The sequence below is a fragment of the Nocardia sp. Tas62D01 genome, assembly GCF_055232035.1.
Genome location: NZ_JBUYUZ010000001.1, coordinates 5,407,416 through 5,430,834, shown reverse-complemented (window position 1 = coordinate 5,430,834; position 23,419 = coordinate 5,407,416). Strand labels below are relative to the sequence as shown.

The 23,419-nt window shown below is 66.1% G+C and carries 21 protein-coding genes and 6 pseudogenes; 9 read left to right on the top strand and 18 right to left on the bottom strand.

Going from position 1 to position 23,419, the window contains the following annotated elements; genetic code table 11:
- Nucleotides 1–58: 58 nt before the first annotated feature.
- Nucleotides 59–313, bottom strand: a complete 255-nt coding sequence (locus ACV7NQ_RS25740; protein ID WP_463361987.1) for a hypothetical protein — start codon at nt 311–313, stop codon at nt 59–61.
- A 430-nt stretch (nt 314–743) separates the two neighbouring features.
- Here ACV7NQ_RS25740 and ACV7NQ_RS25735 point away from each other — a divergent pair, with 430 nt between their 5' ends.
- On the top strand, nt 744–1,424 hold the full coding sequence (locus ACV7NQ_RS25735) for a TetR/AcrR family transcriptional regulator (RefSeq protein WP_463361986.1): 681 nt from the start codon (nt 744–746) through the stop codon (nt 1,422–1,424).
- Nucleotide 1,425: 1 nt separating this feature from the next.
- On the opposite strand, the gene ACV7NQ_RS25730 is transcribed toward ACV7NQ_RS25735, so the two are convergent.
- Nucleotides 1,426–1,617 carry a ferredoxin gene (locus ACV7NQ_RS25730; protein WP_463361985.1) on the bottom strand — a complete coding sequence of 64 codons (192 nt, stop codon included), beginning with the start codon at nt 1,615–1,617 and terminating at the stop codon, nt 1,426–1,428.
- 151 nt (nt 1,618–1,768) lie between these two features.
- Here ACV7NQ_RS25730 and ACV7NQ_RS25725 point away from each other — a divergent pair, with 151 nt between their 5' ends.
- The 4 genes from ACV7NQ_RS25725 to ACV7NQ_RS25710 are packed head-to-tail and all read left to right on the top strand — an operon-like array spanning nt 1,769 to nt 5,570.
- Nucleotides 1,769–2,566: an SDR family NAD(P)-dependent oxidoreductase gene (locus ACV7NQ_RS25725; protein WP_463361984.1), complete on the top strand. Its 798-nt coding sequence runs from the start codon at nt 1,769–1,771 to the stop codon at nt 2,564–2,566.
- Nucleotides 2,563–3,240 carry a TetR/AcrR family transcriptional regulator gene (locus tag ACV7NQ_RS25720; RefSeq protein WP_463361983.1) on the top strand — a complete coding sequence of 226 codons (678 nt, stop codon included), beginning with the start codon at nt 2,563–2,565 and terminating at the stop codon, nt 3,238–3,240. The genes ACV7NQ_RS25725 and ACV7NQ_RS25720 overlap by 4 nt, the downstream gene beginning before the upstream one ends.
- Before the next feature lie 30 nt (nt 3,241–3,270).
- Nucleotides 3,271–4,422, top strand: coding sequence for an acetyl-CoA C-acetyltransferase (locus ACV7NQ_RS25715; RefSeq protein WP_463361982.1), 1,152 nt, complete (start codon nt 3,271–3,273; stop codon nt 4,420–4,422).
- A gap of 2 nt (nt 4,423–4,424) precedes the next feature.
- The gene (locus tag ACV7NQ_RS25710) at nt 4,425–5,570 is read left to right on the top strand and encodes an acyl-CoA dehydrogenase family protein (protein WP_463361981.1); all 1,146 of its coding nucleotides are present in this window, start codon (nt 4,425–4,427) and stop codon (nt 5,568–5,570) included.
- Nucleotides 5,571–5,615: 45 nt separating this feature from the next.
- Here the strand turns inward: ACV7NQ_RS25710 and ACV7NQ_RS25705 are convergent, their stop codons facing one another.
- The 6 genes and pseudogenes from ACV7NQ_RS25705 to ACV7NQ_RS25680 form a co-directional block, all read right to left on the bottom strand.
- A complete protein-coding gene (locus ACV7NQ_RS25705) occupies nt 5,616–6,932 on the bottom strand; it encodes a phytoene desaturase family protein (RefSeq protein ID WP_463361980.1) in 1,317 nt (438 codons plus the stop codon).
- Between the two features lie 13 nt (nt 6,933–6,945).
- Nucleotides 6,946–7,731: pseudogene (locus ACV7NQ_RS25700) on the bottom strand (acyl-CoA dehydrogenase family protein); the annotation flags it as partial.
- Between the two features lie 182 nt (nt 7,732–7,913).
- Nucleotides 7,914–8,243: pseudogene (locus tag ACV7NQ_RS25695) on the bottom strand (ABC transporter permease); the annotation flags it as partial.
- A 2-nt stretch (nt 8,244–8,245) separates the two neighbouring features.
- Nucleotides 8,246–9,145 (bottom strand): ABC transporter permease, encoded by a 900-nt coding sequence (locus ACV7NQ_RS25690; protein WP_463361979.1) that lies wholly within the window; start codon nt 9,143–9,145, stop codon nt 8,246–8,248.
- A gap of 719 nt (nt 9,146–9,864) precedes the next feature.
- A complete protein-coding gene (locus ACV7NQ_RS25685) occupies nt 9,865–10,839 on the bottom strand; it encodes a MaoC family dehydratase (protein ID WP_463361978.1) in 975 nt (324 codons plus the stop codon).
- Entirely contained in the window at nt 10,836–10,964 is a 129-nt protein-coding gene (locus ACV7NQ_RS25680; protein ID WP_463361977.1) for a hypothetical protein, read from the bottom strand. The genes ACV7NQ_RS25685 and ACV7NQ_RS25680 overlap by 4 nt, the downstream gene beginning before the upstream one ends.
- A gap of 110 nt (nt 10,965–11,074) precedes the next feature.
- Here ACV7NQ_RS25680 and ACV7NQ_RS25675 point away from each other — a divergent pair, with 110 nt between their 5' ends.
- Complete coding sequence (locus tag ACV7NQ_RS25675) at nt 11,075–12,232, top strand: acyl-CoA dehydrogenase family protein (RefSeq protein ID WP_463361976.1); 1,158 nt, start codon at nt 11,075–11,077, stop codon at nt 12,230–12,232.
- A 20-nt stretch (nt 12,233–12,252) separates the two neighbouring features.
- Here the strand turns inward: ACV7NQ_RS25675 and ACV7NQ_RS25670 are convergent, their stop codons facing one another.
- The 7 genes and pseudogenes from ACV7NQ_RS25670 to ACV7NQ_RS25640 form a co-directional block, all read right to left on the bottom strand.
- Nucleotides 12,253–12,531 carry a WS/DGAT domain-containing protein gene (locus tag ACV7NQ_RS25670; protein ID WP_463361975.1) on the bottom strand — a complete coding sequence of 93 codons (279 nt, stop codon included), beginning with the start codon at nt 12,529–12,531 and terminating at the stop codon, nt 12,253–12,255.
- A 430-nt stretch (nt 12,532–12,961) separates the two neighbouring features.
- Nucleotides 12,962–13,867 carry an SDR family oxidoreductase gene (locus ACV7NQ_RS25665; RefSeq protein ID WP_463361974.1) on the bottom strand — a complete coding sequence of 302 codons (906 nt, stop codon included), beginning with the start codon at nt 13,865–13,867 and terminating at the stop codon, nt 12,962–12,964.
- Between the two features lie 24 nt (nt 13,868–13,891).
- Entirely contained in the window at nt 13,892–15,127 is a 1,236-nt protein-coding gene (locus tag ACV7NQ_RS25660; protein WP_463361973.1) for an NAD(P)/FAD-dependent oxidoreductase, read from the bottom strand.
- An 11-nt stretch (nt 15,128–15,138) separates the two neighbouring features.
- A complete protein-coding gene (locus ACV7NQ_RS25655) occupies nt 15,139–16,002 on the bottom strand; it encodes an SDR family NAD(P)-dependent oxidoreductase (RefSeq protein WP_463361972.1) in 864 nt (287 codons plus the stop codon).
- 83 nt (nt 16,003–16,085) lie between these two features.
- Nucleotides 16,086–17,279, bottom strand: a pseudogene (locus ACV7NQ_RS25650) (acetyl-CoA acetyltransferase).
- Entirely contained in the window at nt 17,276–18,283 is a 1,008-nt protein-coding gene (locus tag ACV7NQ_RS25645) for an OB-fold domain-containing protein (RefSeq protein WP_463361971.1), read from the bottom strand. The pseudogene ACV7NQ_RS25650 and the gene ACV7NQ_RS25645 overlap by 4 nt, the downstream one beginning before the upstream one ends.
- A gap of 56 nt (nt 18,284–18,339) precedes the next feature.
- A pseudogene (locus ACV7NQ_RS25640) lies at nt 18,340–18,528 on the bottom strand (MaoC/PaaZ C-terminal domain-containing protein); the annotation flags it as partial.
- A gap of 231 nt (nt 18,529–18,759) precedes the next feature.
- On the opposite strand from ACV7NQ_RS25640, the gene ACV7NQ_RS25635 reads away from it, so the two are divergent.
- Nucleotides 18,760–19,770, top strand: a complete 1,011-nt coding sequence (locus ACV7NQ_RS25635) for a lytic transglycosylase domain-containing protein (protein ID WP_463365815.1) — start codon at nt 18,760–18,762, stop codon at nt 19,768–19,770.
- Between the two features lie 356 nt (nt 19,771–20,126).
- Here ACV7NQ_RS25635 and ACV7NQ_RS25630 read toward each other — a convergent pair whose 3' ends face one another.
- Together ACV7NQ_RS25630 and ACV7NQ_RS25625 are read right to left on the bottom strand one after the other, a co-directional pair.
- Nucleotides 20,127–20,264: a hypothetical protein gene (locus ACV7NQ_RS25630; protein WP_463361970.1), complete on the bottom strand. Its 138-nt coding sequence runs from the start codon at nt 20,262–20,264 to the stop codon at nt 20,127–20,129.
- A complete protein-coding gene (locus tag ACV7NQ_RS25625) occupies nt 20,257–21,258 on the bottom strand; it encodes an ABC transporter ATP-binding protein (RefSeq protein WP_463361969.1) in 1,002 nt (333 codons plus the stop codon). Before ACV7NQ_RS25625 ends, ACV7NQ_RS25630 begins: the two co-directional genes overlap by 8 nt.
- A 197-nt stretch (nt 21,259–21,455) precedes the next feature.
- On the opposite strand from ACV7NQ_RS25625, the gene ACV7NQ_RS25620 reads away from it, so the two are divergent.
- Entirely contained in the window at nt 21,456–22,766 is a 1,311-nt protein-coding gene (locus tag ACV7NQ_RS25620; RefSeq protein ID WP_463361968.1) for a TetR/AcrR family transcriptional regulator, read from the top strand.
- Between the two features lie 50 nt (nt 22,767–22,816).
- Here ACV7NQ_RS25620 and ACV7NQ_RS25615 read toward each other — a convergent pair.
- A pseudogene (locus ACV7NQ_RS25615) lies at nt 22,817–23,001 on the bottom strand (phosphotransferase family protein); the annotation flags it as partial.
- Here ACV7NQ_RS25615 and ACV7NQ_RS25610 point away from each other — a divergent pair.
- Nucleotides 23,001–23,287, top strand: a pseudogene (locus ACV7NQ_RS25610) (recombinase family protein); the annotation flags it as partial. The pseudogenes ACV7NQ_RS25615 and ACV7NQ_RS25610 sit on opposite strands and share 1 nt — an antisense overlap.
- Nucleotides 23,288–23,419: the final 132 nt, after the last annotated feature.

Here is a 23,419-nt window from a genome sequence, read left to right as displayed (position 1 = left end):
GCGGTCTTGTTCGACGGCTTCGCAGGTACTACGGGGCTGTCAGACTTCCCACGCTCGTTCATCCCGGGATTACCGCCTCAGCGTTCCCCGAGCGGCCCGCCCCGTGATCAGCGAGATGGGCGAGACATGGGATCTCCCGGTTCTCGCGCATGGAGATTCCGTACATGCCCTGGTTCTCCGACCGCGCGGGGTCCGCCGACGGCTCGCGCATAACGCCGCCGACGATGTTGCCTTCCGACCACTTTGACGGCGTCGGCACCCCGAACACACTGATTTCGCGGCTCAATAGCCCGGCCTGCACGTACCCCGACACCAACGCTTCACCAATACCCTCACGAGCATCAGCGCATGGGCGGGGCCATCGTGGATCGCTACTCCTTCGATGCAGAGCTCTCTCATCTCCTTCTCCATGCCGGTTTATCCCGGCGCTCCAAAGTCCCATTTCAGCTGGTAGTAACCCGTTTTACCGCTCGTTTCGGTTGTCTTGCGTTGTGGCGTAAGGCTTTTGCGATGTTGTGGTGGCCGGCGAGGCGGAGCAGGCTGAGTGCGGAGGCCGGCCATCATCCGTGGTCCGCCGTACCGCGCCACACCACGGATCAACAGCCGGAGTTAATCCAAATTCAAAACTGTTCGAGGAGGTCGGCGGCCTTTACAGTGGCCACACTGGTGAGTCCATCACAGTTCGCCCGACGCTGCTGAACTATAGTTGAACTGTGGCTAGAAAAACCCGGGTGGAGCCGTCCATGGAAGATGGTCAGTCGACAGAACCCAAGTCCGCTCGGACGCGGCAGCGGATCCTCGATGCGGCGGCGCATGTCCTGAGCATGAAGGGCTACTCGGGGACGCGCCTGTCCGATGTGGCCGAGTATGCCGAGTTGCAGGCGCCGGCCATCTACTACTACTTCCCGTCCCGCGAGGAGCTTATCGAGGAAGTGATGTGGAGCGGGATCGCCGACATGGTCAAACACCTCGAGGCGGTCCTCGACGAGGTGCCGAGCGAAATGTCACCGCTGGACCGGATCCTCGTCGGGATCGACGCCCACCTGCGCCACGAGCTGGAGCTGTCCGACTACGCGACAGCGGCCATCAGGAACTCCGGCCAGATGCCCGAGCACCTGCATGCCCGCCAGCTGGCCGAAGATGCCAAGTACGGCACGATTTGGCGCAAGCTCATCAAGGATGCCGCAACAGAGGGGCAGCTCAGAAACGATCTCGACCTGCACGTCACCCAGATGCTGATCATGGGATCGCTCAACTGGGCCGCCGAGTGGTGGACGCCGCGCCGGGGATCCTTGGAGACCGTTATCCGGACGGCGCAATCGTTAATCCGCAACGGAATCGCGGCACCGGACGCGGCCGCGTCTACCCCGGCGCCCGCCCGGCGCAAGCGTGCGCCGCGGCAGGCGTTGAACCACCCGGAGTAGGTCAGTGCACGACCCGCAGCGCCTCGGTCGGGCAGCCTCGCACCGCTTCCTCAACCTCGGCGAGTTCGCCGTCGGTGATGTCCTGCCGAAGGAGCACGAGTTCGCCGCTGTCGTCGACCTCGAAAATGGCCGGCGCAAGCGACTCACAGATGCCAAGGCCCGTGCACTTGGCCCGGTCGACGACAACCTTCATCACCGACTCCCTTTCGTCTCGTCCACCCATCGGCCGCCAGTCCGACGATCTTCTCGCCGACGCCCACCTCGGATGCTATCTTTTGAATCGAAGATAAATTAGATTCCCCGTCGGGTCAACCTGCGGGGCATCCGACAGGAAGGGCCCGACCATGGACCTGGGGCTCTCCGGTTCGCGCGTACTCGTGACCGGCGGCGGATCGAACATCGGACGTGGCATCGTGCACAGTTTCGCCGCCGAGGGCAGCCGGATCGTCATCTGCGACATCGATGCAGAGCAGGCCGAGAAGGTCCGCGTCGAAGCGCTCGCCCTCGGGGCCGCGGCGGCGGAGGTTGTCGCCGTGGATCTCACTCGCCCGGGCTCCGCCGCGCAGGCCGTGGCGCGGTCGGTCGACAACTGGGGCGGTCTGGACGCGCTGGTCAACAATGCGGGCTGGAGCAGACCCGGGTTCCTTGTCGAGGACACCGACCCCGCACTGTGGCAGCGAACCGTCGAGATCAACCTGTTCACCGCGATCGCCGCCACCCAGGCCGCCATCGCGCCGATGCGCGAATCAGGTCGTGGCTCTGTCGTTTTCATTGCGAGCGACGCGGCCTTTGGCCAGATCCGGCAGGGTGTTTACGGCGCGACCAAAGCGGCCTTGATCGCACTCGCCAGAACCACCGCCAAAGAGCATGGGCGCCACGGGATTCGGTCTAACGTGATCTGTCCGGGGTTGGTGATGCCCGAGGGTCCCGAGGCCGTCGGCCGGGACAGCCTCTGGGCCGTAGGCTCCGACGCAGTGTTCAACGAGAAGCAGATCGAGTTCCTGCGCAAGGACATTCCGCTGCACCGCCTCACCACCGCCACCGACGTCGCCAACGCCGTCGTGTGGATCTCCTCCGAGATCGCCGCCAGGCAGGTCACCGGGCAGTTGTTCTCGGTCAGCGGCGGCTATACGATGCCATGACCGCCGACCTCCGCTCCCCTTCACCGATGAACGCGACCCACGAACGCATCCTCGCCGCTGCGGCGCACATCTTGAGCAGGCGAGGCGTCGCGGGCACCCGGTTGGCGGACATCGCCGAGCACGCCCAGTTGCGCACTCCGGCGGTGTACTACTACTTCCGCTCCCGTGACGACCTGATCGCCGAGGTCATGTGCGAAGGCCAGCGGCGGGTACGCACACATGTGCAGCGCGCCATCACCGCACACCCGCCGGGCACCCCGGTCGCGGCGCTCATCGACGCCGCGATCGACGCACACCTGCGGATCGAGCTCGGGCTCTCGGATTTCGCGTCCGCCGTCACCCGCAACGCGGGGCAGCCGTCACCGGCGATCCGCGCTTCACTCCGTCAAGAAAGCGCTGCCTACCACGCCATTTGGCGCGGACTACTGGAGCGGCTCGCCGAGACCGGAGAGCTACGGCCGGGACTGGACCTCGGTATCGCGCGCATGCTGGTTGTCGGCGCGCTCAACTGGACGACGGAATGGTGGAATCCCGAACACGGTTCGCTCGACCAACTGGTGCACACCGCACAGTCGCTCATCCGCAACAGCCTCATGACACCACCGGACCCCTCGTCTCGACGCCGGTCACGCGCCGATTGCACCGGGACTAATTTTGAGTCTATATTAAATTAATTCCGTTTCGAACTTTGTCAGGAGATACCGATGCCCGAGGCGTACATCGTCGATGCCGTCCGTACCGCGGTCGGAAAGCGAGGCGGCGGCTTCGCCGGGTCGCATCCGGCGGATATGGCGGCCCATGTCATCAAGACGGTGGTCGGACGGCACGACTTCGACCCCGCCGACATCGAGGACGTCATCCTGGGCTGCCTCGACAACATCGGCGCCCAGGCGGGCGATATCGCCCGTACCGCGGCGCTGGCCGCCGGGTTGCCCGAGTCCGTGCCGGGTGTCACGATCGACCGGCAGTGCGGATCCGCCCAGCAGGCGGTCCATTTCGCGGCGCAGGCGGTGATGAGCGGGACCAGCGACCTCATCGTGGCGGGCGGGGTGCAGAAGATGAGCCAGTTCCCCATACTCAGCGCGTTCCAGGCGGGCGAGCCCTTCGGCTCTACCGACCCGTGGACTGATTGCGAAGGCTGGGCGGCCCGCTACGGCACTGAGGAGATCTCCCAGTTCCGCGGCGCGGAGATGATCGCCAAGCACTGGAACCTCAGCCGCGAGGCGAACGAGGCCTTCGCCTACGAAAGCCACCGCCGCGCGCTGCACGCGATCGACGAGGGCCGGTTCACGGACGAAATCACCGAATTCGCAGGCGTTTCCGTGGACGAGGGCCCGCGACCGGACACCTCGATGGAGAAGATGGCGAAACTGAAGCCCCTACGCGAGGGTGGCCGGCTCACCGCGGCGGTGGCCAGCCAGATCTCCGACGGGGCCGCGGCGCTGCTGATCGCGTCGGAGGCGGCGGTACAGCGCTACGGCTTCACGCCACGGGCTCGCGTCCATCACCTGTCGGTACGCGGAGCGGATCCCGTCATGGTGCTGACCGCTCCTATCCCGGCCACCCAACATGCGCTGAAGCGAACCGGGTTGTCGATCGATGACATCGACCTGGTGGAGATCAACGAGGCGTTCTCCTCGGTCGTACTCGCCTGGCTGGCCGAGACCGGAGCCGATCCGGCGAAGGTCAATGTCAACGGTGGTGCGATCGCCCTCGGGCACCCGATCGGCTGCACCGGCGCACGCCTGATGACCTCCATGCTGCACGAGCTCGAGCGCACCGGCGGTAAGTACGGCCTGCAGACCATGTGCGAGGGCGGTGGCCAGGCCAACGTGACCATCATCGAAAGGCTCTGAGCATGCGGCGCACGCTCTATGACGACGACCACGAGGCGTACCGCGCCACCGTCCGGACCTTCCTGGAACGCGAGGTCGTGCCATACAAGGACAAGTGGGACGAGGACCGCTGGATCAACCGGGATGTATTCCGGAAAGCCGCCGCCGCAGGGCTTTACGGGCTGGAGATCGGCGAGGAGTACGGCGGCTCCGATGTCCACGACTACCGGTTCCGCATGGTCGTGTGCGAGGAGGTAGCGCGCATCAACGCGCTCTCCTTCGGACTGACCGTCAGCCTGCAGGACGACCTGGTGCTGCACTATCTGCTCGACCTCACGAACGACGAACAGAAGCGACGCTGGCTGCCCGGTTACGCGACCGGCGACATCATCGGCGCGCTGGCAATGACCGAACCGGGCGCGGGCAGCGATCTGCGCGGCATCCGCACCAGCGCGGTGCGCGACTGCGACAGCTGGATCATCAACGGGCAGAAGACCTTCATCTCCAGCGGCATCATGGCCGATCTGGTGGTGGTCGCGGCCCGCACGGACCCGGACGCCGGATCACGCGGATACAGCCTGTTCGTCGTCGAGCGCGACACACCCGGATTCGAACGGGGCCGCAAGCTCGACAAGATCGGGCTGCCCGCGCAGGACACCGCCGAACTGTTCTTCGACAACTCCCGGGTGCCGCACCGGAACCTGCTCGGCGAGGAGGGCAGGGGCCTGCAATACCTGATGAGCCATCTCCCCCGGGAACGTCTCGGCGTCACCGCCAAGGCGATCGCGACGACCAGGGCGATCCTCGACCTCACCATCGAATACTGCAAACAGCGCCGCGCCTTCGGCAAGCCGATCGGCGAATTTCAGCATGTCCGTTTCGAATTGGCCGAGATGCAGACCGAGGTCGATGTCGCCGAGGCCTACGCCGATCGGTCCGTACTCGCCTACAACAACGGTGAACTCGACCCCATCGATGCGGCTAAGGGCAAGTGGTACGTCAGCGAACTGCAGAAGCGCGTCATCGACCGCTGCCTGCAACTGCACGGCGGCTACGGCTACATGACCGAATATCCGGTGGCCAAGGCATACATCGACACCCGCGTGCAGACGATCTACGGCGGCACGACGGAGATTATGAAAGAGCTGATCGGGCGCGCCATCATCTGATCGGTGCACGAGCGGCCGCACCCAGGTGCGGCCGCTCGATGCGGATCAGACCGTTGCCTCCAGCGGATGGCGCTGTGAAATCTGTTGCACGACAAGCTTGGCCGTTTCCGCGCAGGCGGTCGTGCCACCGTTCGCGTATTCCTTCACACCATCGCCGACATTCCACAGATTGGCGATCGGGGTGCCGTAGGGCAGGTCGAAGCCGGACACCGCACGCTGCGGCGGCCACTCGTCGCGGGTGATCTCGGTGGACAGGATCCGCGCCCGGTCGAACAGCGGAATCTCGTCGCGCAGATCCGCCAGCAGCAGCGCGGTCTCGGATGCTTCGTCGAAGTCGCCGATGGCAGGCTTCGGAACCGCCGCCGCGACATACAGATTCCAGCCCTCCGGCGCCATCTCCGGGCAGACGTCGGTAAAGTTCGCGACGTAGCAGAGGCGGCGGGTCTTGGCGAAGCTCAACATGCCGGGAACGTCGATGAGCCGCTCCCGGCTGGCGAAGTTCACCGCGATCATCGCGCACGGCCGGTTGCCCCGGCGGACGAGTTCGAGATAGTCGGTCGGGAAATGATTCTCACCGACCAGCCGCACACTGGCGGCGGGACCGGTGTCGCTCACGGCGAAACGGACGTCGACCTCGACGGTCTGCCCGTCACGGTCGATCACCGCACCGGTCACCTGACCGTCGGCGACCGTCAGCGACCGCACTTCGCTGGACAACCAGACCTCGCCGCCGTTCGACATGATCGTGTCGGACAACGACTTCCAGATCCGGATCGTCCCCTCCGGGCAGAAGCCGAACTTCTTGAATGCGCTCTTCCTGGTGAAGTAGGTGAGAAAGACGCGCGCGGGGAGATCTTCGGAACTCACCGCGAACACCGATCCGCACATATTGCGGAAGATGCCGTGCACGCCTTCGTTTTTGGTGTACTTGGCCACCCAATCCGCCGTGGACAGCTGGTCTTCGGGCAGCCCGTCGTCCTTGCGCGCGGCGCCGAGACCGTTCAGCAGTTTGGCGCCCTGCCTGGTCAGCTTGGACAGCAGAAAACCCCAGCCCCCACCGGTGACGTCCACATCCTTGCCGCCGATCCGATACAGAATCGGCGGTTCGGGACGCCGCACATCGAACTCGGCGCCGACCTCCTCGAAGGTCTCCTGGGTGATCCCCTCGACCTCGATGACAATGGCGCCGTTGTTGACCTTGAAGCCATCGATATCGCGAGTGGAGGCCCGCCCACCGACATGCTCGAGCCGCTCGACAACGAGCGTCCGATAGCCGAGGTGCGACAGCCGGGCCGCCGCGCAGAGACCACCCGCCCCCGCGCCCACAACCAGCGCATCGAACCGATAGTTGTTGTCGCTCATAGTTTCTCGCTTTTCAGTACGAATGCGGCAGCCCGAGGCTGGTGTGGCCGACGAAGTTGAGCACCATTTCCCGGCTAACCGGCGCCGTACGCATCAACCGGGTGATGAACCACAGGTCCGCCAGCCCGTATTCACGAGACAGCCCGTTCCCGCCGTGGGTCTGGATGGACTGGTCGAGCGCCCGCAAGCCCGCCTCCGCGGCGGCGAATTTGGCGATGTTCGCGGCCTCGGCGGCGTCGTGGCCGGAGTCGTACAGATCCGCCGCACGGGCCGTCGCCAGCCGCGCCAGCTCGACGGCGATGTACGACTCGGCGAGCGGATGCGCGATCCCCTGGTGGGCGCCGATCGGCGTGGACCAGACCTTCCGCTGCTTGGCGTAGTCGGTCGCCTTGTCGATCGCGTACCGGCCGACGCCGTTGCACAGCGCGGCGGCGAGGATGCGCTCCGGATTGAGCCCGGCGAAGACCTGCCGCAGGCCCCCGCCCGCCGTGCCGAGCAATGCGTCTTCGCCGACCCGGACATCGTCGAAGAACACGGTGAACTGCTTGTCCGGCGAAACGAGGGCCGTCTCCAGCGGCTGCAGGGTGACACCGGTATCGTCCACGGGAATCACGAACATCGACAACCGGTTTCGGCCCGCTGTCACCGCGTCGCCGTCCCGGACGATCATGAGCATCGCCTCGCACTCGTCGACCGCCGAGATGTAGTACTTGCCACCGGAGATCACCCAGCCGTCGGTGGTCTTGCGGGCCTGCGTGCTCAGGTTGTGGCTGTTGGATCCGGCATCCGGTTCGGTCAGCACCGTCCTTCGAATGTCGGCTTGGACTTGGTGCGGAAGCTCCGAACTGCGCGCGAGGCGTCCACTGTCGCACCGGTCCGCGTCAGGGCGTCGACCTCGGCGGACAACTGATCGGACAGGGTCGAGGACCACGAATCACGCAGCAGCCTACGGATTTCCGCGTACGCTACGGTCGGGCCTGCGTTGCCGAACGAACCGATGATTCCGGTCAGTGGGCCGAAGCCGAGGAGATTCAACGCCATGAATGCTTCGATCGCGACCACCGCACCGACCGCGATGCCGAGGAAGAACATCAGGCTCACCACGCCGCCGTCGACGATCAGTGATCCGCTCCCCCACGCCATGCTGTTCATGGTCTTCAAGGTCTGCTTGTGATAGTGGCGGATCGTTTTCGGCAGCAAGTAGATGGTTTTGCTGGTGAATACGGCCACCTGCCCGATCTCGCCGAAGAAGCCGGAGAGGCCGCGACCGACTGAACGTATGGGCTGCACCAGAATCGATGGAGTACTCATGCTCACGCCAATCGAGCCGGGAAGAACATCATCTGCAGCTGGCTGATCAGCAGATTTGTCATGAAGATGCAGAAGACGCTGAGCACCACCGAGGCGTTCACGGCATTGGCGACACCCTTGGGGCCGCCCTTCGCCTCCAGCCCACGCAGGCTGGCGATGAGCACCACGATCGCCGCGAAGACCAAGGCCTTCAGCACCGAGAACGCCAGATCCGTCGGCGTGGCGAAGGCCCCGAAGGACTGCCAGAAGCTGCCGGGGACAACATGATTGACGTTCACCGAGATGGCAAGGCCGGCGAAGACACCGGCCGCGACGATGACGATGCAGAGGATGGGCGCGATCGCGATCATAGCCAGGAACCGCGGCATCACCAGCCGCTCGACCGGATCGACACCCATGACCCGCATGGCATCGATTTCTTCGCGGATGGACCGGGCGCCGAGGTCCGAGGCGATCGCCGAGGCCGCGGCACCACTCATCAACAGGCCCGCGGCCATCGGCGCACCTTGGCCGATCACCCCGAGCCCGCTGGCCGCGCCCGCAAGCGAGTTGGCCCCGACTTGGTTCATGATGCCACCGACCTGGACCGAGACCTCGGCGCCGATCGGCACCGCCATCAGAAGTGCGGGCAGCGCAGTCACTTTCAGCAGCGTCCACATCTGGTACGCGACCTCCTCCATGGGAAGACGCAGTCGGACGATGTCGACAACGGCGTAACGCACCACGGCCGCAGTCAATTCGGCCGACCTGCCCAGCGTGGCAAGGGAGCGGATCGGTGTCACCTTCAGATAATTCACCACTCGGGCGGCAAAACCGGGGCCCTTGACCTGCGGCTCCGGCTGCGGCACTGCTTCGTGCCGAAGCGGGGGCCGGGCGACGGAGGGTTGGATCGTCGTCGTCATCGGAACTCGCCCCTCCCCACACGGGCGAACCCGCAGCGAAGCGCGCGGAGCGCACGGCAATGCGACGAGTTCGATTCTGCGATATCGTTTTCCATGATTACTTCCTGCTCTGCACAGGCATTCGATTTCGACTGAGGGCGCAAGGAACACGTGCGCGCCGAATCGATATGGGCAACGGCCGACAACGGCCCTTTATCAATGCACCGGATTCACCGAGAACCGTGTACAGTTCCGGATCGGCTGCTGACCACAGTTTCGGATTTGAGATCGACGGCACCGCGGATAACGCCGGTGCCGGTGTCGGCGCGACGAACTCCGGCGGATTCCCGGTTCGCGTCGCACTTTATCTATAATTGATTAAATATTAGACACCCTAAAAGAAACTCCTTGTCGTCCATATCGTTGGCCTCACAATGGGTAACTTACTCGCGGGCCGACCAGTGACTGGTGGCACGTGACCTACGCCATGACATCCGGGTAGATGTGCTCGGGGTCACTGCGGATTTCCGCATAGCATAAGTCAGCTTACGCACAAGAGCTTTGCATACATCACGTTCGGACTGATCGTCTGATTAAAACGCATTACGGTAATCTAAATTATGGCGAGGGTCCGCAGGCAGCACTCTGGTCCCGCCAACAATTCGGCGGGACCGGAAGAACGCGAGCAAAGTCGCGACGTTGTGGCCCGGCATCCCACTGAGCGACGCAGGGTGGGGCGGTCAGGCAAATAGGCCGACATAGCGCCAGTCCAGCACGGGGCGGTCCCGGTTGACCACCCTGCCACCAGCGAAGACCTCCGATCGAAGGTGGACGACCTGCACGCCCGTGGCGTGCGGCGTCACCGCCTCGATCGTGACGATGCTGCGCAAGGTGTCGCCCTCGTGGACCGGTCCGAGGTGGTCGCAACTCTGCCAGCCGAGGACCGCGGCGAGGTTTCGAAACGCGCGGGACGCTTGGGACAGCGCGATTCCGATCGTATGCCCGCCGTACACGAGCCTGCGACCGCCTGCAGCGTGCTCGTCATGGTGGACCCGTGCGATATTGAGGGTCAGCCGGGCGAGCTGGGCAGCCCCGTCGACGACATCGCCGCCGACCACCTGCACCTGCTGCCCCGGTTCCGGGACAATACCGTCGACGGCCAGCGCGCCGACGTTCCAACTCCCGATCGACGAGGTCCAGTCCGTGCCCGCGTCGGCGCCGATGTCGTCGAGATCGTCGCCGTGCCCGCTGTCGCGATCGGTGCGCAACGGCAACATGGCGCACCGCCAGAAGTCCAGGACGTCGTGCCCGTGCTGGTCGACCGTGTGAATTCGCAAGGCCGCCAATCCGGTCGGTGCGCGATCTGGTCGGCGCTTGTTCTGGCGCAGGCCCGCGACGGTTGTCGTCGTCCGCAGCGTGTCCCCGAGATGCGGCATGCGCCGGAAGACGAGCCCGCGATAGAGAAGATTCGCCTTGACGTGGTGGGTCACCACCGTCGACTGCCCGATCGCGACATCCCATACCAGCGCGGGATGAGCCAGCCGAGGCGCACCGGTGACCGCGGTGGACAGCGTGTCGTCGAGAGGCAGTCGCAGCCGGTCGCCGACGATCGACTGGTGGACGGCGGCCATCCCCTCCGACAAGGTCACCGCGGGCGCGCTGTCGAAGACCTGGCCGCGCTCGAGTTCCTCGAAGTAGGGCCCCTCCGCGCTCATCGGGTGACCCCGGCCTTCGACAGGGTCCGGCGCGCGGCCACGGCGACGGCCTCGTCGATCATCTGCCCATCCAGTTCCACCGTGCCGCGGCCACCGCCGTGCGCGGCATCCAGGGCGTCGATCACCCTGTGCGCGTGCCGGATCTGTGCCGCCGACGGCTCGAACGCCGGGGTGATCGCGTCGAGCTGACGGGGGTGGATCGCCCACTTGGCGTCGAGCCGAGCGAGGAGTCCACGTGAGCGAGCTGTCCGCCGAGGAACAGCAGGTGGTGGCCACGGTGCGCGAATGGGTTGACCGCGAGGTCCGCCCAGTCGTGCGCGAATTGGAGCACGCCAACGAGTACCCCGAGAAGCTGATCGAGCAGATGAAGCGGCTCGGCATCTTCGGCCTGGCGATTCCCGAACCTTACGGCGAGGCACCGGTTTCCATGCCGTGCTACGTCGGCGTCACCGAGGAACTCGCCCGCGGCTGGATGAGCCTGGCCGGCGCGATGGGCGGCCACACCGTCGTATCGAAGCTCATCCTCGCCTTCGGCACCGAAGCGCAGAAGGACCGCTACCTCCCGAAGATGTCGACAGGCGAGATCCGAGCCACGATGGCGCTGACCGAGCCCGGCGGCGGTTCCGATCTGCAGGCCATGACCACCGTCGCGCGCCGCGACGACGACGGGTACACGATCAACGGCGCGAAGACCTGGATCAGCAACGCGCGCCGATCGCAGCTCATCGCCCTGCTGTGCAAGACGGACCCCGCGGCCGAACCGCGACACCGGGGTATCAGCATTCTGCTCGTCGAACACGGTCCCGGACTGACGGTTTCGCGGGACCTGCCCAAACTCGGCTACAAGGGAGTGGAGAGCTGCGAGCTCGTCTTCGACAACTACCGTGCGGCCGCCGACGCGGTGCTCGGCGGCACCGAAGGCAAGGGGTTCTCGCAGATGATGAAGGGGCTGGAAACCGGCCGCATCCAGGTCGCTTCCCGTGCCCTCGGCGTCGCCCAGGCCGCCTTCGACGACGCACTCGTCTATGCCCAGCAGCGTGAGAGCTTCGGTGTGCCAATCTGGAAACACCAGGCGATCGGCTCCTATCTCGCCGACATGGCGACCAAGCTGACTGCCGCCCGCCAGCTTGTGCTCTACGCCGCGCGGCGGTTCGAGTCCGGCGATCGCTGCGACATGGAGGCGGGCATGGCCAAGTACTACGCCTCCGAGGTCGCCATGGAAGTCGCGCTCAACGCCGTCCGCATCCACGGCGGCTACGGCTACTCCACCGAATACGACGTCGAACGGTACTTCCGCGACGCCCCGCTGATGATCGTCGGCGAGGGCACCAACGAAATCCAGCGCAACGTCATCGCCGCCCAACTCATCGCCCGCGGCGGGATGACCCGCTAGCGCCGCGCCCGATGATGCGGTCACGCGGGCGCCGCTTGCCGAGCCGCCGGATCTAGGGCCCGTTCGATTTCCGCCAGCGCCTCGCCGGTGTAGGCGGCGAGCTTGTGCGCGCGAGGCAAGGATCGGGCGCAGGCGGTGAAGGCGATGCCGGCCTGGCCCGGATAGGTGGACATGGTGACGTTCAGGGCTTGACCGTAGAAGATCGCGTCCAAAAGCAGGCGGCGCGGATGTTTCTCCGGTCGCCCTCCTTGCCTGTCGTGTTGCCCGGCGGCGGCAACAGCGGCTCCAAAACCTTCCACTCAGAGTCGGTCAACGACGAGGACGGATAGAACGGGCATTTCGACGGAGTGGACGACTCGCCGTGGGTCGGGCATGACGAACACGAGCATGTAAGCGACACTGACACTGGGGCTTTCGGAAGAACTGGACGGATTCGCAACCGCCATCTACCCAGTTCAGAGCACGTGCATGCGAAGGCACATCAGGGTGTGCTAGCACTCACCTCGCGTGTCCTCAGGCCACACATAGGAAACGGTGGCTCACGGCCGAGTTTCCGGATGCGTTCTCATTCCTGCACTCGCTGACGCTGATTCGCGCCCTGCCCGATCTGGCCGCGCTACCCTCGCACGGCCCGGCCACCGACAGTGCCCACACCCGGATCGACGAGCTCCTGGAGCACTACCGATGCCGCCTTGACGAGGTACGCGACGAAGTCGCCGCAGCTAGCGGTTACTTCGCTCGACTTGTTCGGGCTCGCTTCGCAGGCGCGGCCGCCGCAGGCGCCGGCGCTTCGGGCATGCCGCTGATCCGGGCGTCGTAGCCGCTGCGCGCACGATGGTCGAAGGCGAGGAAGGTGCTGTCCGCCTTGATCAGGTGGTTGATCCAGTCGCGCAGTCGACGGCCGAGCAGCGGTTGGGTGCGCAGGATGACGCCGACCGCGGCGGGCAGGTAGACGTCGAGCTTGCGCGTCGCGACCGCCATGGTGATCGCCTCGCCTACTTCTTCCGGTTCGAGGTTGCGGATGAACTTCGTCCCCGACGTGCCCGAAATCAGCTCGGTGTTGGTGAACGACGGCATGACGCAGGTGAACGAGACTCCCGAATGCGCGAACTCGACCCGCACGGATTCGGTCGCGGAGATGACGGCCGCTTTGCTTGCGGCATAGATGATTCCGCCCGGCACCGGGGACTTGCCCGCGACCGACGCGACATTGACGATGTGTCCACGACCGCGGGCGATCATGCCGGGCAGCGCCACCCGCATGCCGATCACAGCACCGCCGACGTTGATTTCCAGCGCGCGCTTCGACAATGCCGTCGCCTCGTCCAGGAACGGCCCGATCGGCATGATGCCTGCGTTGTTGATCAGCACGTCCACCGGGCCGAACCGATCCTCAGCGCGCGCGATGAACGCGGCGAAGGATTTCTCGTCGGTCACATCGAGTCGCACCGCTTCGACATCCGGACCCAGCTCGGCCGATGCCTCCTTGACCGCCACTTCATCGATGTCACCGATCACCACCTTCGCGCCGCGGCGGTGCAGGGCCTTGGCGGTGGCCAGGCCGATCCCGCGCGCCGCACCGGTGACGGCGACGACGCGGCCTTCGATCCGACGGGCCAGTTGTGTTTCGTTCATTTCCTACCTACTCCATTGGAGGGCCTAGCTGACAACTACCGGAGCACGACGGCGGGCCGCGAAGGCGAGCGCTTCGTCCCAGGACGCCTGCTTCATGATCAGACCGCGGTACTTCATGACGACCGCCTGACCGTTGATCGTGAGGGCGCCGACCAGACGATCACCCTGCCGATACAGGGCCACGCACCGGCCGTCGCGGTCGAGATCGCCGTCGACGATCTGGATTTCGTCGGCGGTGGGTACGCCGACGAACTGGATTCGGCTGTCGTACCAGTCCGACCAGAAGTACGGCACGGTCCGGTACGGCTCGGCGGATTCGGGATCGAGCGCATTGCGTGCCGCGACCGCCCCCTGCTCGGCCGCGCTCGTCCAGTGCTCGAGTCGCATGAGCCGGTCGAACAGCGGGTTGTGCCAGCGCGCGAGATCACCTGCGGCATAGACCCGTTCGGTGCCGGTCCACAGGTCCGCATCGCACACCACACCATTGTCCAGGTGCAGACCCGAGTCGCCCAGCCAGTCGGTCGCCGGAACCGCCCCCACCCCGACAACGACCAGATCGGCATCGATGGACGTGCCGTCCGACAGCAGGACCCGCTCGACCCGAGAATTGCCTTCGAGGCTCGTCACGCCGACCCCGCACCGTAGGTCGGTGCCATTGCGCCGATGCAGGGACGCGCAAGCGGCGCCCATCGCTTCGCCCACCGCACGGACGAGCGGAGTCGGCATCGCCTCGAGCACGGTGACTTCGAGTCCCCGCTTGCGCGCGCCCGAGGCGATCTCCGAGCCGATGAACCCGGCGCCGACGACCACGGTGCGCGCCCCCTGCTCCAGCGCGGCGCGGACGGCGGCCGCGTCGTCGAGGGTCCGGAGTGTGTGCACCCCGGCGAGACCGTCCGCGCCGGGCAGGATGCGCGCGGTCGCGCCGGTGGCGATGACCATCGCGTCGTACCGCACGGCGTCGTCGCCGAGCCGTACCTCTTTATGCGCGGTATCCAGGCCGGTCGCGGCGACGCCGAGTCGCAGATCGATACCGAGTTCCGTCCGGAGCATGGTCTCGGTGCGGAACGTCGTCGATGCCGGGGCCTCCCCGACCGGCAGCGGGTCGAGGTACGCCTTCGACAGCGGCGGCCGGTCGTAGGGCAGATGCTCCTCGGCGCCGATCAGCGTGATGGCACCGTCGAATCCCGTTCTGCGCGCGGCCTCGACGGCGCGCAGGCCGGCCAGCGAGGCTCCGACCACCACCAGGTTCTCATCCGACATCGTGCTCACCTTCAGCCGACGGGGTTGCTGCCCGGCTCCGCGCCGGCCATGTCGGTGATGTCGATCCAGCGCTCGGCGACCTCATCGATCGAGGGTGCGTCGTGGAAGCTCACGCCCTTGGACTGGAAGTACTGCACCCGGTGCACTTGGCCGCCACCGGCGACCACCACGGTGCCGCTGTCGGCGCACTCGTCGGTCATGAGGTAGCCGACGATCGGCGCGACCTGCGCGGGAGGGAGTTTCGCCAGCACTTCGGCCGGGGCGATATCGGAGGTCATCCGGGTAGCCGCCATCGGCGCGACCGCGTTGGCGAGGATGTTGTACTTGCGGCCTTCGATCGCGAGCGTGTTGATCAGGCCGACCAGACCTGCCTTCGCCGCGCCGTAGTTCGCCTGCCCGAAGTTCCCGTAGATGCCGCTGGTCGAGGTAGCCATCACGATGCGGCCGTAGCCCTGCTCGCGCAGGTGCGGCCAGGCCGCCTTGGTGACGTGGAAGCCGCCGTAGAGGTGCACCTGCACCACCGCGTCCCACTCGGCCGCCGTCATCTTCTGAAAGCCCTTGTCCCGCAGGATGCCCGCGTTGTTGACGATCCCGTGCACCGCGCCGAACTCGTCCAGCGCGGTCTGCACGATCCCCGCGGCGCCCGCTTCGGTGGCGACGCTGTCGTAGTTCGCCACCGCCCGCCCGCCGGCTTCGCGGATCTCGGCGACAACGGCGTCCGCCATGGAGGTACCCGAGCCCGAGCCGTCGCGCGCGCCGCCGAGATCGTTGACGACTACCAGCGCGCCGTTGCGGGCGAGCAACAGCGCGTACTCCCGGCCAAGCCCGCCACCGGCGCCCGTCACGACGACGACCCGGTCTTCGACTCCTGGCATGATTCTGTCTCCCTTGTGGCAAGTTCTCGAATTTATATTAAATTAATAAAGCGTCCACGTCAACCGCCCGCAAGGCGGGTCGATCATCCGATCTCGGCCCCCACCACCGAGACAAACGAGACGCAGCTACCCGGACGTCCGCCGAGGTTGTGTGTCAGCCCGAGCCGCGGATGGTCGAGCTGTCGCTCCCCCGCCGCGCCGCGGAATTGCAGCCAGCATTCGTAGAGCATGCGCAGTCCACTCGCGCCGACCGGGTGGCCGAACGATTTGAGGCCGCCATCCGGATTCACCGGCAGCCTGCCGCCGAGTTCGAAGGCGCCGTCGAGGATGTCGCGCCATGCCTTGCCACGATCGGAGAAGCCGAAATCCTCCATCAGCACGAGTTCGGTGGGCGTGAAGCAGTCGTGCACCTCCGCGAACGAGATCTCGGCGCGTGCGTCGCGAATACCCGCCTGTGAGAATGCATCTCGTGCACTGGCGACCACCTCGGGGAACGTGGTGAAGTCGTAGGCGGGATCGGAGACACCGCGCGCCGGTCCCGCCGCGAGGGCGAGCCCTTTGACGTACACCGGACTGTCGGTGTAGTCGAGTGCGTCCTCGGCACGCACGATCAGCGCCGCCCGGCGCCGTCGGAAACGCCAGAGCAGTCGAAGACGCCGAGGCGTCCCGCCACCTTCGGCACCGCCTCGATCTTCTCCCTGGTGACCCCGGATCGGAACTGCGCCTTGGGATTACGAGCGCCGTTGGCGTGGTTCTTCCACGCGACGTGGGTCATCGCGGCCCGCATGTCGGCCGGATGCACGCCGTACCGCGCACAGTAGGCCGGATCGAGGAGTGAAAATGCCGCCGGCGCCGTGAGACTCAGCTCGGCGGCGGCGCCGTCCCCCGGCGGATCCGCGCGCAGCAGGCCGGAAAGGCCCGAGTCCTTGAGCTTCTCCACGCCGACCGCCATCACGACGTCGTACGCTCCCGGATGCGACGCCGTAGCAGGCGTTGCGGAACGCCTCCGACCCGGTGGCGCAATAGTTCTCCACCCGCGTCACCGGTTTGTAGTCCACGGCCAGCGCCTTGCTCAACGTCAGCCCGGACTGCCCTGAGCCGAGCGTGCCCAGCCAGTAGGCGTCGACCTCCTCGCGCATGATCGACGGCGTGCTGTCGAACGCCTCCTGCGTCGCCGTCACCAGCAGATCCTCCGCCGAGGCGCCCCAATGCTCACCGAACGCGGTACATCCCATCCCGACAATCGCGACACGGTCACGAATTCCGTTGCTGCTCATGCTGTCTCCTCCGCAAGCTGGCGCGCGTCGGCGAGCACACGCGCCTTCCAGAAGTAGTTGTGGACGCCGCCCGCGGTGTAGAGCCTGCGGAAGGTCAGCCCGACCGCGGTGCCGACGGCCAACTGGTCCGGCTGCGCGTCGGCCACCTCGAGGGTGTAGCGGCCGCCATCGTCGAAATCGACCACGGCATCGATCAGCGGTGGCGACGGCGTGAACGCGAGCCGGTCGATCGTGTAGGTCGCCACGGTGCCTTCGGCGGCGGCCAGCGTCCGTTCGTCCATGGCGTCGACCAGCCCGCAGTTCTTGCACACGCGCATCGGCGGCAGGTGGACGAATCCGCAACGACGGCAGACACTTCCGGTGAACGCAAACTTCCATGCGCTGGCCCGGGCGCTCGGCGGAGCGGCGGGACGATCCGGTTCCGGCCGACGCGGTAGTTCCCGATCCAGCCACCCGCGCCAGCTCAGATAGGTGGCGTAGGGAACCGGGATGCCGTCGTCGAGTTGTTCGGCGACGGAATGTCGTTGGCGCGCGACCGGCAGCCGAGCGGTGGCGCGCAGCAGGACGGCGTCACAGCCGTCGGCGACCGAGAGCACCAGGATGGTTGCGCCGGGCTCGGCGCGGTCGAGTGCGTCGGCCAGGCCGAGCCCGAAGTCCGCGGTGCCCGCGTGACCAACGGGTGACACCGAGGTCGACACCGCTCCGGGGACCGCGCGCGGGGCGCTCTTGGCGATTCCGGGATTGGGCGACACGACCACGACGTGATCGGCCTGCCGCACGTCTGCCACCGCAAGCGCCTGGGCTGCTGCGTCTTTCAACAGCGGCAGGTATGCCTCTTGGCCGAAGCGCTCCTCCCACTGTCCGCTGGCCGGATCGCCGGGCGCGCGCCAGCGGTCCAACACCTCCGCCGACACCGAATGCTCGGCGATGACCTCGGCAATCGCGTCCGCCGGATCGCCGAACAGCAGCGCCGCCGCGCCGTCGCCGCCCGGCAGTGCTTGCAAGGGCTACGGCGGCAAGGGCAAGCTCGAGCTCTCGATGGGCCGGGTGCCGCGCGTCGGCCGTGGGCGATGGTCCCGCCGAACGGCCCGGCCGCGGCCCGCTCGACATCGACGTGGATCCATTGCAGGTCGCCGGTGGCCTTCGCGAACAGATCAATGCGCGCCTGGTCGACGACGACCCAATCGCTGGTGCCGAGTTCCTCGCCCTCCGCCGCGGCCAGTTCCGATATGCCATCGAACACCCTTATGCGCACTCCACGTCGTCGTGTATCATTTTCGAATCAAACATAAATTAATTTCTAGGCTTCGTCAACCGGCATCCAGCCCTTGTCGCTGAACACTATGTTCAGATATGGTGTCCATCACAGCGTATGAACAGTCTGTATGGTCACGGCGCTCGTCGAGAGCACGCGAGGAGTCGAGATGCGGTCACGCTCACGGTGCGCAACCGAATGCAAAGGTGCGGTCGGGTGAGCGCGATGTCCTTCCGTCCGGTCACCGTTTCGATGCTCGCCATCGCCGGGATGTTCGTTGCGGGTTCGTCCGCGATCGGCATGCCGAACGGCGCCGAAGCCCGGAGCACACCTGACGCGACACCTGCTGCACAGCGAGAGAATTCACCCGGCGCCAGCACCGTTGGCCTCCTACCCGTGTCCGCACCGGCGGTCCAGCCACACACGGCGGCGCAAACCCCCGACACCCCGATACGGTCGGCATACAGCGACACGCAAGCCGCGCAGATTTCCGCTCCGGCCATCCCGAATGTGCAGGGAATCCCCGAAACAGCACTCGCGGCCTACCGGAATGCCGAGCTCGTTCTCGCGCAGTCCCAACCGAATTGCGGCCTCACCTGGAACTTGCTCGCCGGGATCGGCCGCATCGAATCGAACCACGCGGGCGGCGGCAGAACCGATCCGGCAGGCACTACGTTGTCCCCGATCCTCGGACCGGCGCTGGACGGAACGCTGCCCGGCAACGAGATCATCAGGGACGCCCGCGGTTACGTCCGCGCCGTCGGGCCGATGCAGTTCCTGCCGAGCACGTGGAGCCGGTACGCCGTAGACGGCAACGGTGACGGCATTGCCGATCCCAACAACGTGTTCGACGCGGCGCTCGCCGCGGGCGAGTACTTGTGCTCGGGCGGAATGGATCTGCGCGATCCGGCCCACGAACTGCGCGCGGTCTTGCGGTACAACAACTCGGTCGCCTACGCCTCGGACGTGCTGAAGTGGTCGGCGATCTATCGCGGCGGCGGAGCATTCGATCCTTCCGTGCTCCCCGCCCCGATCCCGAGCCAGAATCCCGCGGTGCCCGCCGTCCCCCCGGCAGCGGAATCCGAGCCCGCGCCGCCCGCCGAGGCAACACCGACGACGCCCGAGGTCCCACCGCCGCCGACGGCGCCGATGATCCTGATCCCCGGCCTCCCGCCCATTCCGTGCGGCATCTTCTGCCCCGCCCCGCCCCCGCCCGCGCCCGCGCCCGCGCCCTGACGGAACGAAGTGCTGCCCGGTCGCTGGGCGCGTTTATCGCCATTTCCCACTTCGAGTTCGACACCGCCCGAGCCTGGCGCGAACGTTGCGCCTATTTCGAGCACACCACGGCGCCGTTGACCAAACCTATGCCAACTGCCCGACTTGGATAGCGGCCCGCGAACAGCTCGACATCCGCGCCGCCGAGTACTACTTCCGCAAGGCGCTGGACACTGCACGGGCCACCCGTGGTTCGTTCGGTCTCGCGGCTCGGCTCGCCGGTGCCCATGCTCGGCGAATTGCTGTACGAGCGCGACTAACTCGACGAGGCCGAGTGGCTGCTCGACGCGAAACTTCTGCTGGCACAGTGCCTGTCGTTATGGACGCACCTGACGCAGGGCCAGCAGGTTGCGGTGGAGGTGGTGGCCCAGTGCGGCGAACTCGGGTTGATCCGACCAATCCTCGACAAGGGCCCGCTGCTGCGCGAACTCGTCGAATCGCTCGGTCCTACACAACTGTCTCCGCCGGACGGTCCTGCTCGAGGCTGTTATTGATGGCTACCTGAGCCGCGTGCGGCAGGGTGTGCATGATCTCGCGGACCCGCTCCTGTCGCCGAGTGATGGCTTGCCGGTAGGGCATTCCCGGCGTCGCCTGCATCTGCGGGATGATCCCCTCGACCTCTTCGGCGCCACCGTGGTGGTGGCCCGCGTCGACGAGCGCCTGCTCGCGCGCCATCTGAGCCTGGTCCTTTTCCTCGCTCATGCCGATCGGGCCGATCATGCGGCCGTTGAGGAACTGCTTGACGACCGGTTCCTCGCTGGTGAGCAGCACCTCGCGCGGACCGAACATGACCAGCTCGCGCCGGAACAGCATGCCGATATTGTCCGGCACGGTCCTGGCCAGGTTGATGTTGTGCGTGACGATCAGGAAGGTCGCATCGATCTGGGCGTTGATATCGAGGAACAACTGGCTGATGTAGCTGGTGCGTACCGGATCCAGGCCGGAGTCCGGCTCGTCGACCAGGATGATCTGCGGGTCGAGCACCAGGGCTCGGGCCAGGCCAGCGCGCTTACGCATACCACCGGAGATCTCACCGGGCAGTTTGTCCTGCGCGCCGGCCAGGCCGACCAGCTCGATCTTGTCCATGACGATCCGCTTGATCTCGGATTCGCTCTTCTTGGTGTGCTCCCGCAACGGGAAGGCGACGTTGTCGAAGAGGTTCATGGAGCCGAACAGGGCGCCGTCCTGAAACAGCACACCGAACAGCTTGCGGATCTCGTAGAGCTCCTTGCTGGTGCATTGCATGATGTCGGTGCCGTCGATGATGATCGACCCCTGTTCCGGGCGCAGCAGCCCGATCAGAGACTTCAAGAACACCGACTTGCCGGTACCCGACGGCCCCAGCAGAACGCTGACCTCACCCGCGGGCAGCGTGAGCGTGACATCGTGCCAGATGGTCTGCGAACCGAACCGCTTGCTGACACCGACCGTGCTGACTTCGACACCCATTGCTGCCTCCTCGAATGCGCCGCCGACCGGACGAGTGCGCCTGTGTCGCAATCGAAGTCGGCAAGCAGTCCGCGACTGTCGCGCGTATGTGCTGTGCGTTACCAAGCACTGTAGGTTCAACTGAACACTTTGTCTACACGCTATGTATGGCGTCTGTACGCACTGACCAGTCATCGTGTCTGGACTAAAGTACGGGTGTGAGCACCGACCCGATCGCCCGTCGGCGCCCCCGCCAGCACGACGGCCGGGGCGCCGCCGAACTGGCGGTGTTCGCGGCCGCCGAACAGCTCCTGCGGGAAACCTCCCTGCAGGACCTCACCGTGGCCCAGATTCTTTCCCGCGCGAAGCTTTCCCGCGCGAACTTCTACCACTACTTCGCCTCGAAATACGATGTCGTCGCCGCCATGGTCGCGCGCCTGCTCGACGACATCTACACCAGCGAAGGGCCGTGGCACACCGAGCTCGGCCCGTCGCGCGAACCCGCCATGGACGCCGATCTCCGGCGCACGATCGAACTGTGGTCTGCGCACGACGCGCTGATCTGCGCGGTGATCGAGCACATGCACGTGGTCCCGCAACTCGCCGCGGCCTGGAACCTGATGCTGGACCGCTTTATTTCCGTGATCGCCGAACAGATCACCCACGAACGGGCGGCCGGCAAGGCACCAGAGGGCGCTCCCGCGACGATGATCGCGACGGCTCTGGTCTGTGGCTACGAGCGCACCTTCTACGTCGGCGCGCGCGCTCACGACGAACGCCTCCCGAACCCCCAGGCGGCCATCGACTCGATCCTCGAAATGACCCTCGCGGCGATATACGGCGACAAACGGAAGATCAAACGCCCGCGCCGCCGCGCGAAGTCACGATCATCGCGCGCAACTGCGTCCACCGCCGAGCAGACCACCCCGGCTGCGACCGGCACCCCTGATCAAGAACCGGACACCGCGGCGGACATTCTGCAGGCCACGAATGAGCTGCTCGGCGAACTATCGCTGGAGCAGCTCAGCGTGGCCACGATTCTCGAGCGCGCCAAGATCTCCCGAGCGACCTTCTACTTCTATTTCGCCAGCAAGGACGACGCCTTCGTCGCGCTGTTCCAGAAATCCGCCGAGGAAATCATCGGACGATTCGGCGACCTTGCCACCGCCGACCGCACCGATCCCGACAACATCAAGTCCGTCGTCACCCACTGGCTCGATCTCGACCCCAGCAGTTTCGGCGTATTAAGCAACGCCATTCACGAATGGCCGCGCCGTCCGGAACTGCGCCGCCGCTACCTCGACGCGGTCGCCAGGATGGCCTCCGTCCTGGAGACGGCCATCGACACGGACCGCGCGGCCGGGCTCGCCCTGGACGGGCCACCGGCACCGCAGTTCGCCACCGTGCTGATGTGGACCATCGAGCGGACCATCGCCGGGTCGCTGGCCAGCGAAGCGCACCTGCAGGATACGGCGGCGGTCACGGCGTACTTGGGCGATCTCTTGGCTTCTGCCGTCTACGGTCGCTGACCGGACGAACGATTGCCCGGCCCGTCCCGGCCGGGTCGGGCACGAACGCATCAGCGATTGCCGATGAAGCTCGTCGTATCGCCGCTCGGCGCGGCCAGCCCGACCATCTTCGCCACGAGCTGACTCGCCGGATTGTTCAGTGCCATCGGCGAATCGGGCAGCAGCAGCCCCGCTCGATCAACATGTGCGCGGCGCGGACCATGATGATCGCCGGACGCAGCCCTGCGAAGATTTCGGTCGAGTTTCGTCAAGGAGGGCCTGACCTTCACCGGCGAGGACTCACCGATGGCGAACCTGCTGCTGTCGGTGATGGGCGCGTTCGCGGAATTCGAGCGGGCGCTGATCCTGGAACGCCAACGCGAGGGCATCGCCAAGGCCAAGGCGCGGCGTCTACACCGGCCGCAAACCCGCCCTCACCGAGGACCAGGCGGCCGAGTTGCGTGCCCGAGCCGCGGCCGGTGAGCCCAAGACCGCGCTGGCCAAGCGCGTACAACATCAACCGCGACACCGTGTACACCTACCTCCAGGCCACACCCGACCTGCCACCCGACCACCGCCCCGACCTCGACATCACCGGATACGACCAACTGCTCACCCGAGGGAGAGACACCCCGCAACCCACTTCTCAGTCATGGTGAACCTCCGGTAGATCA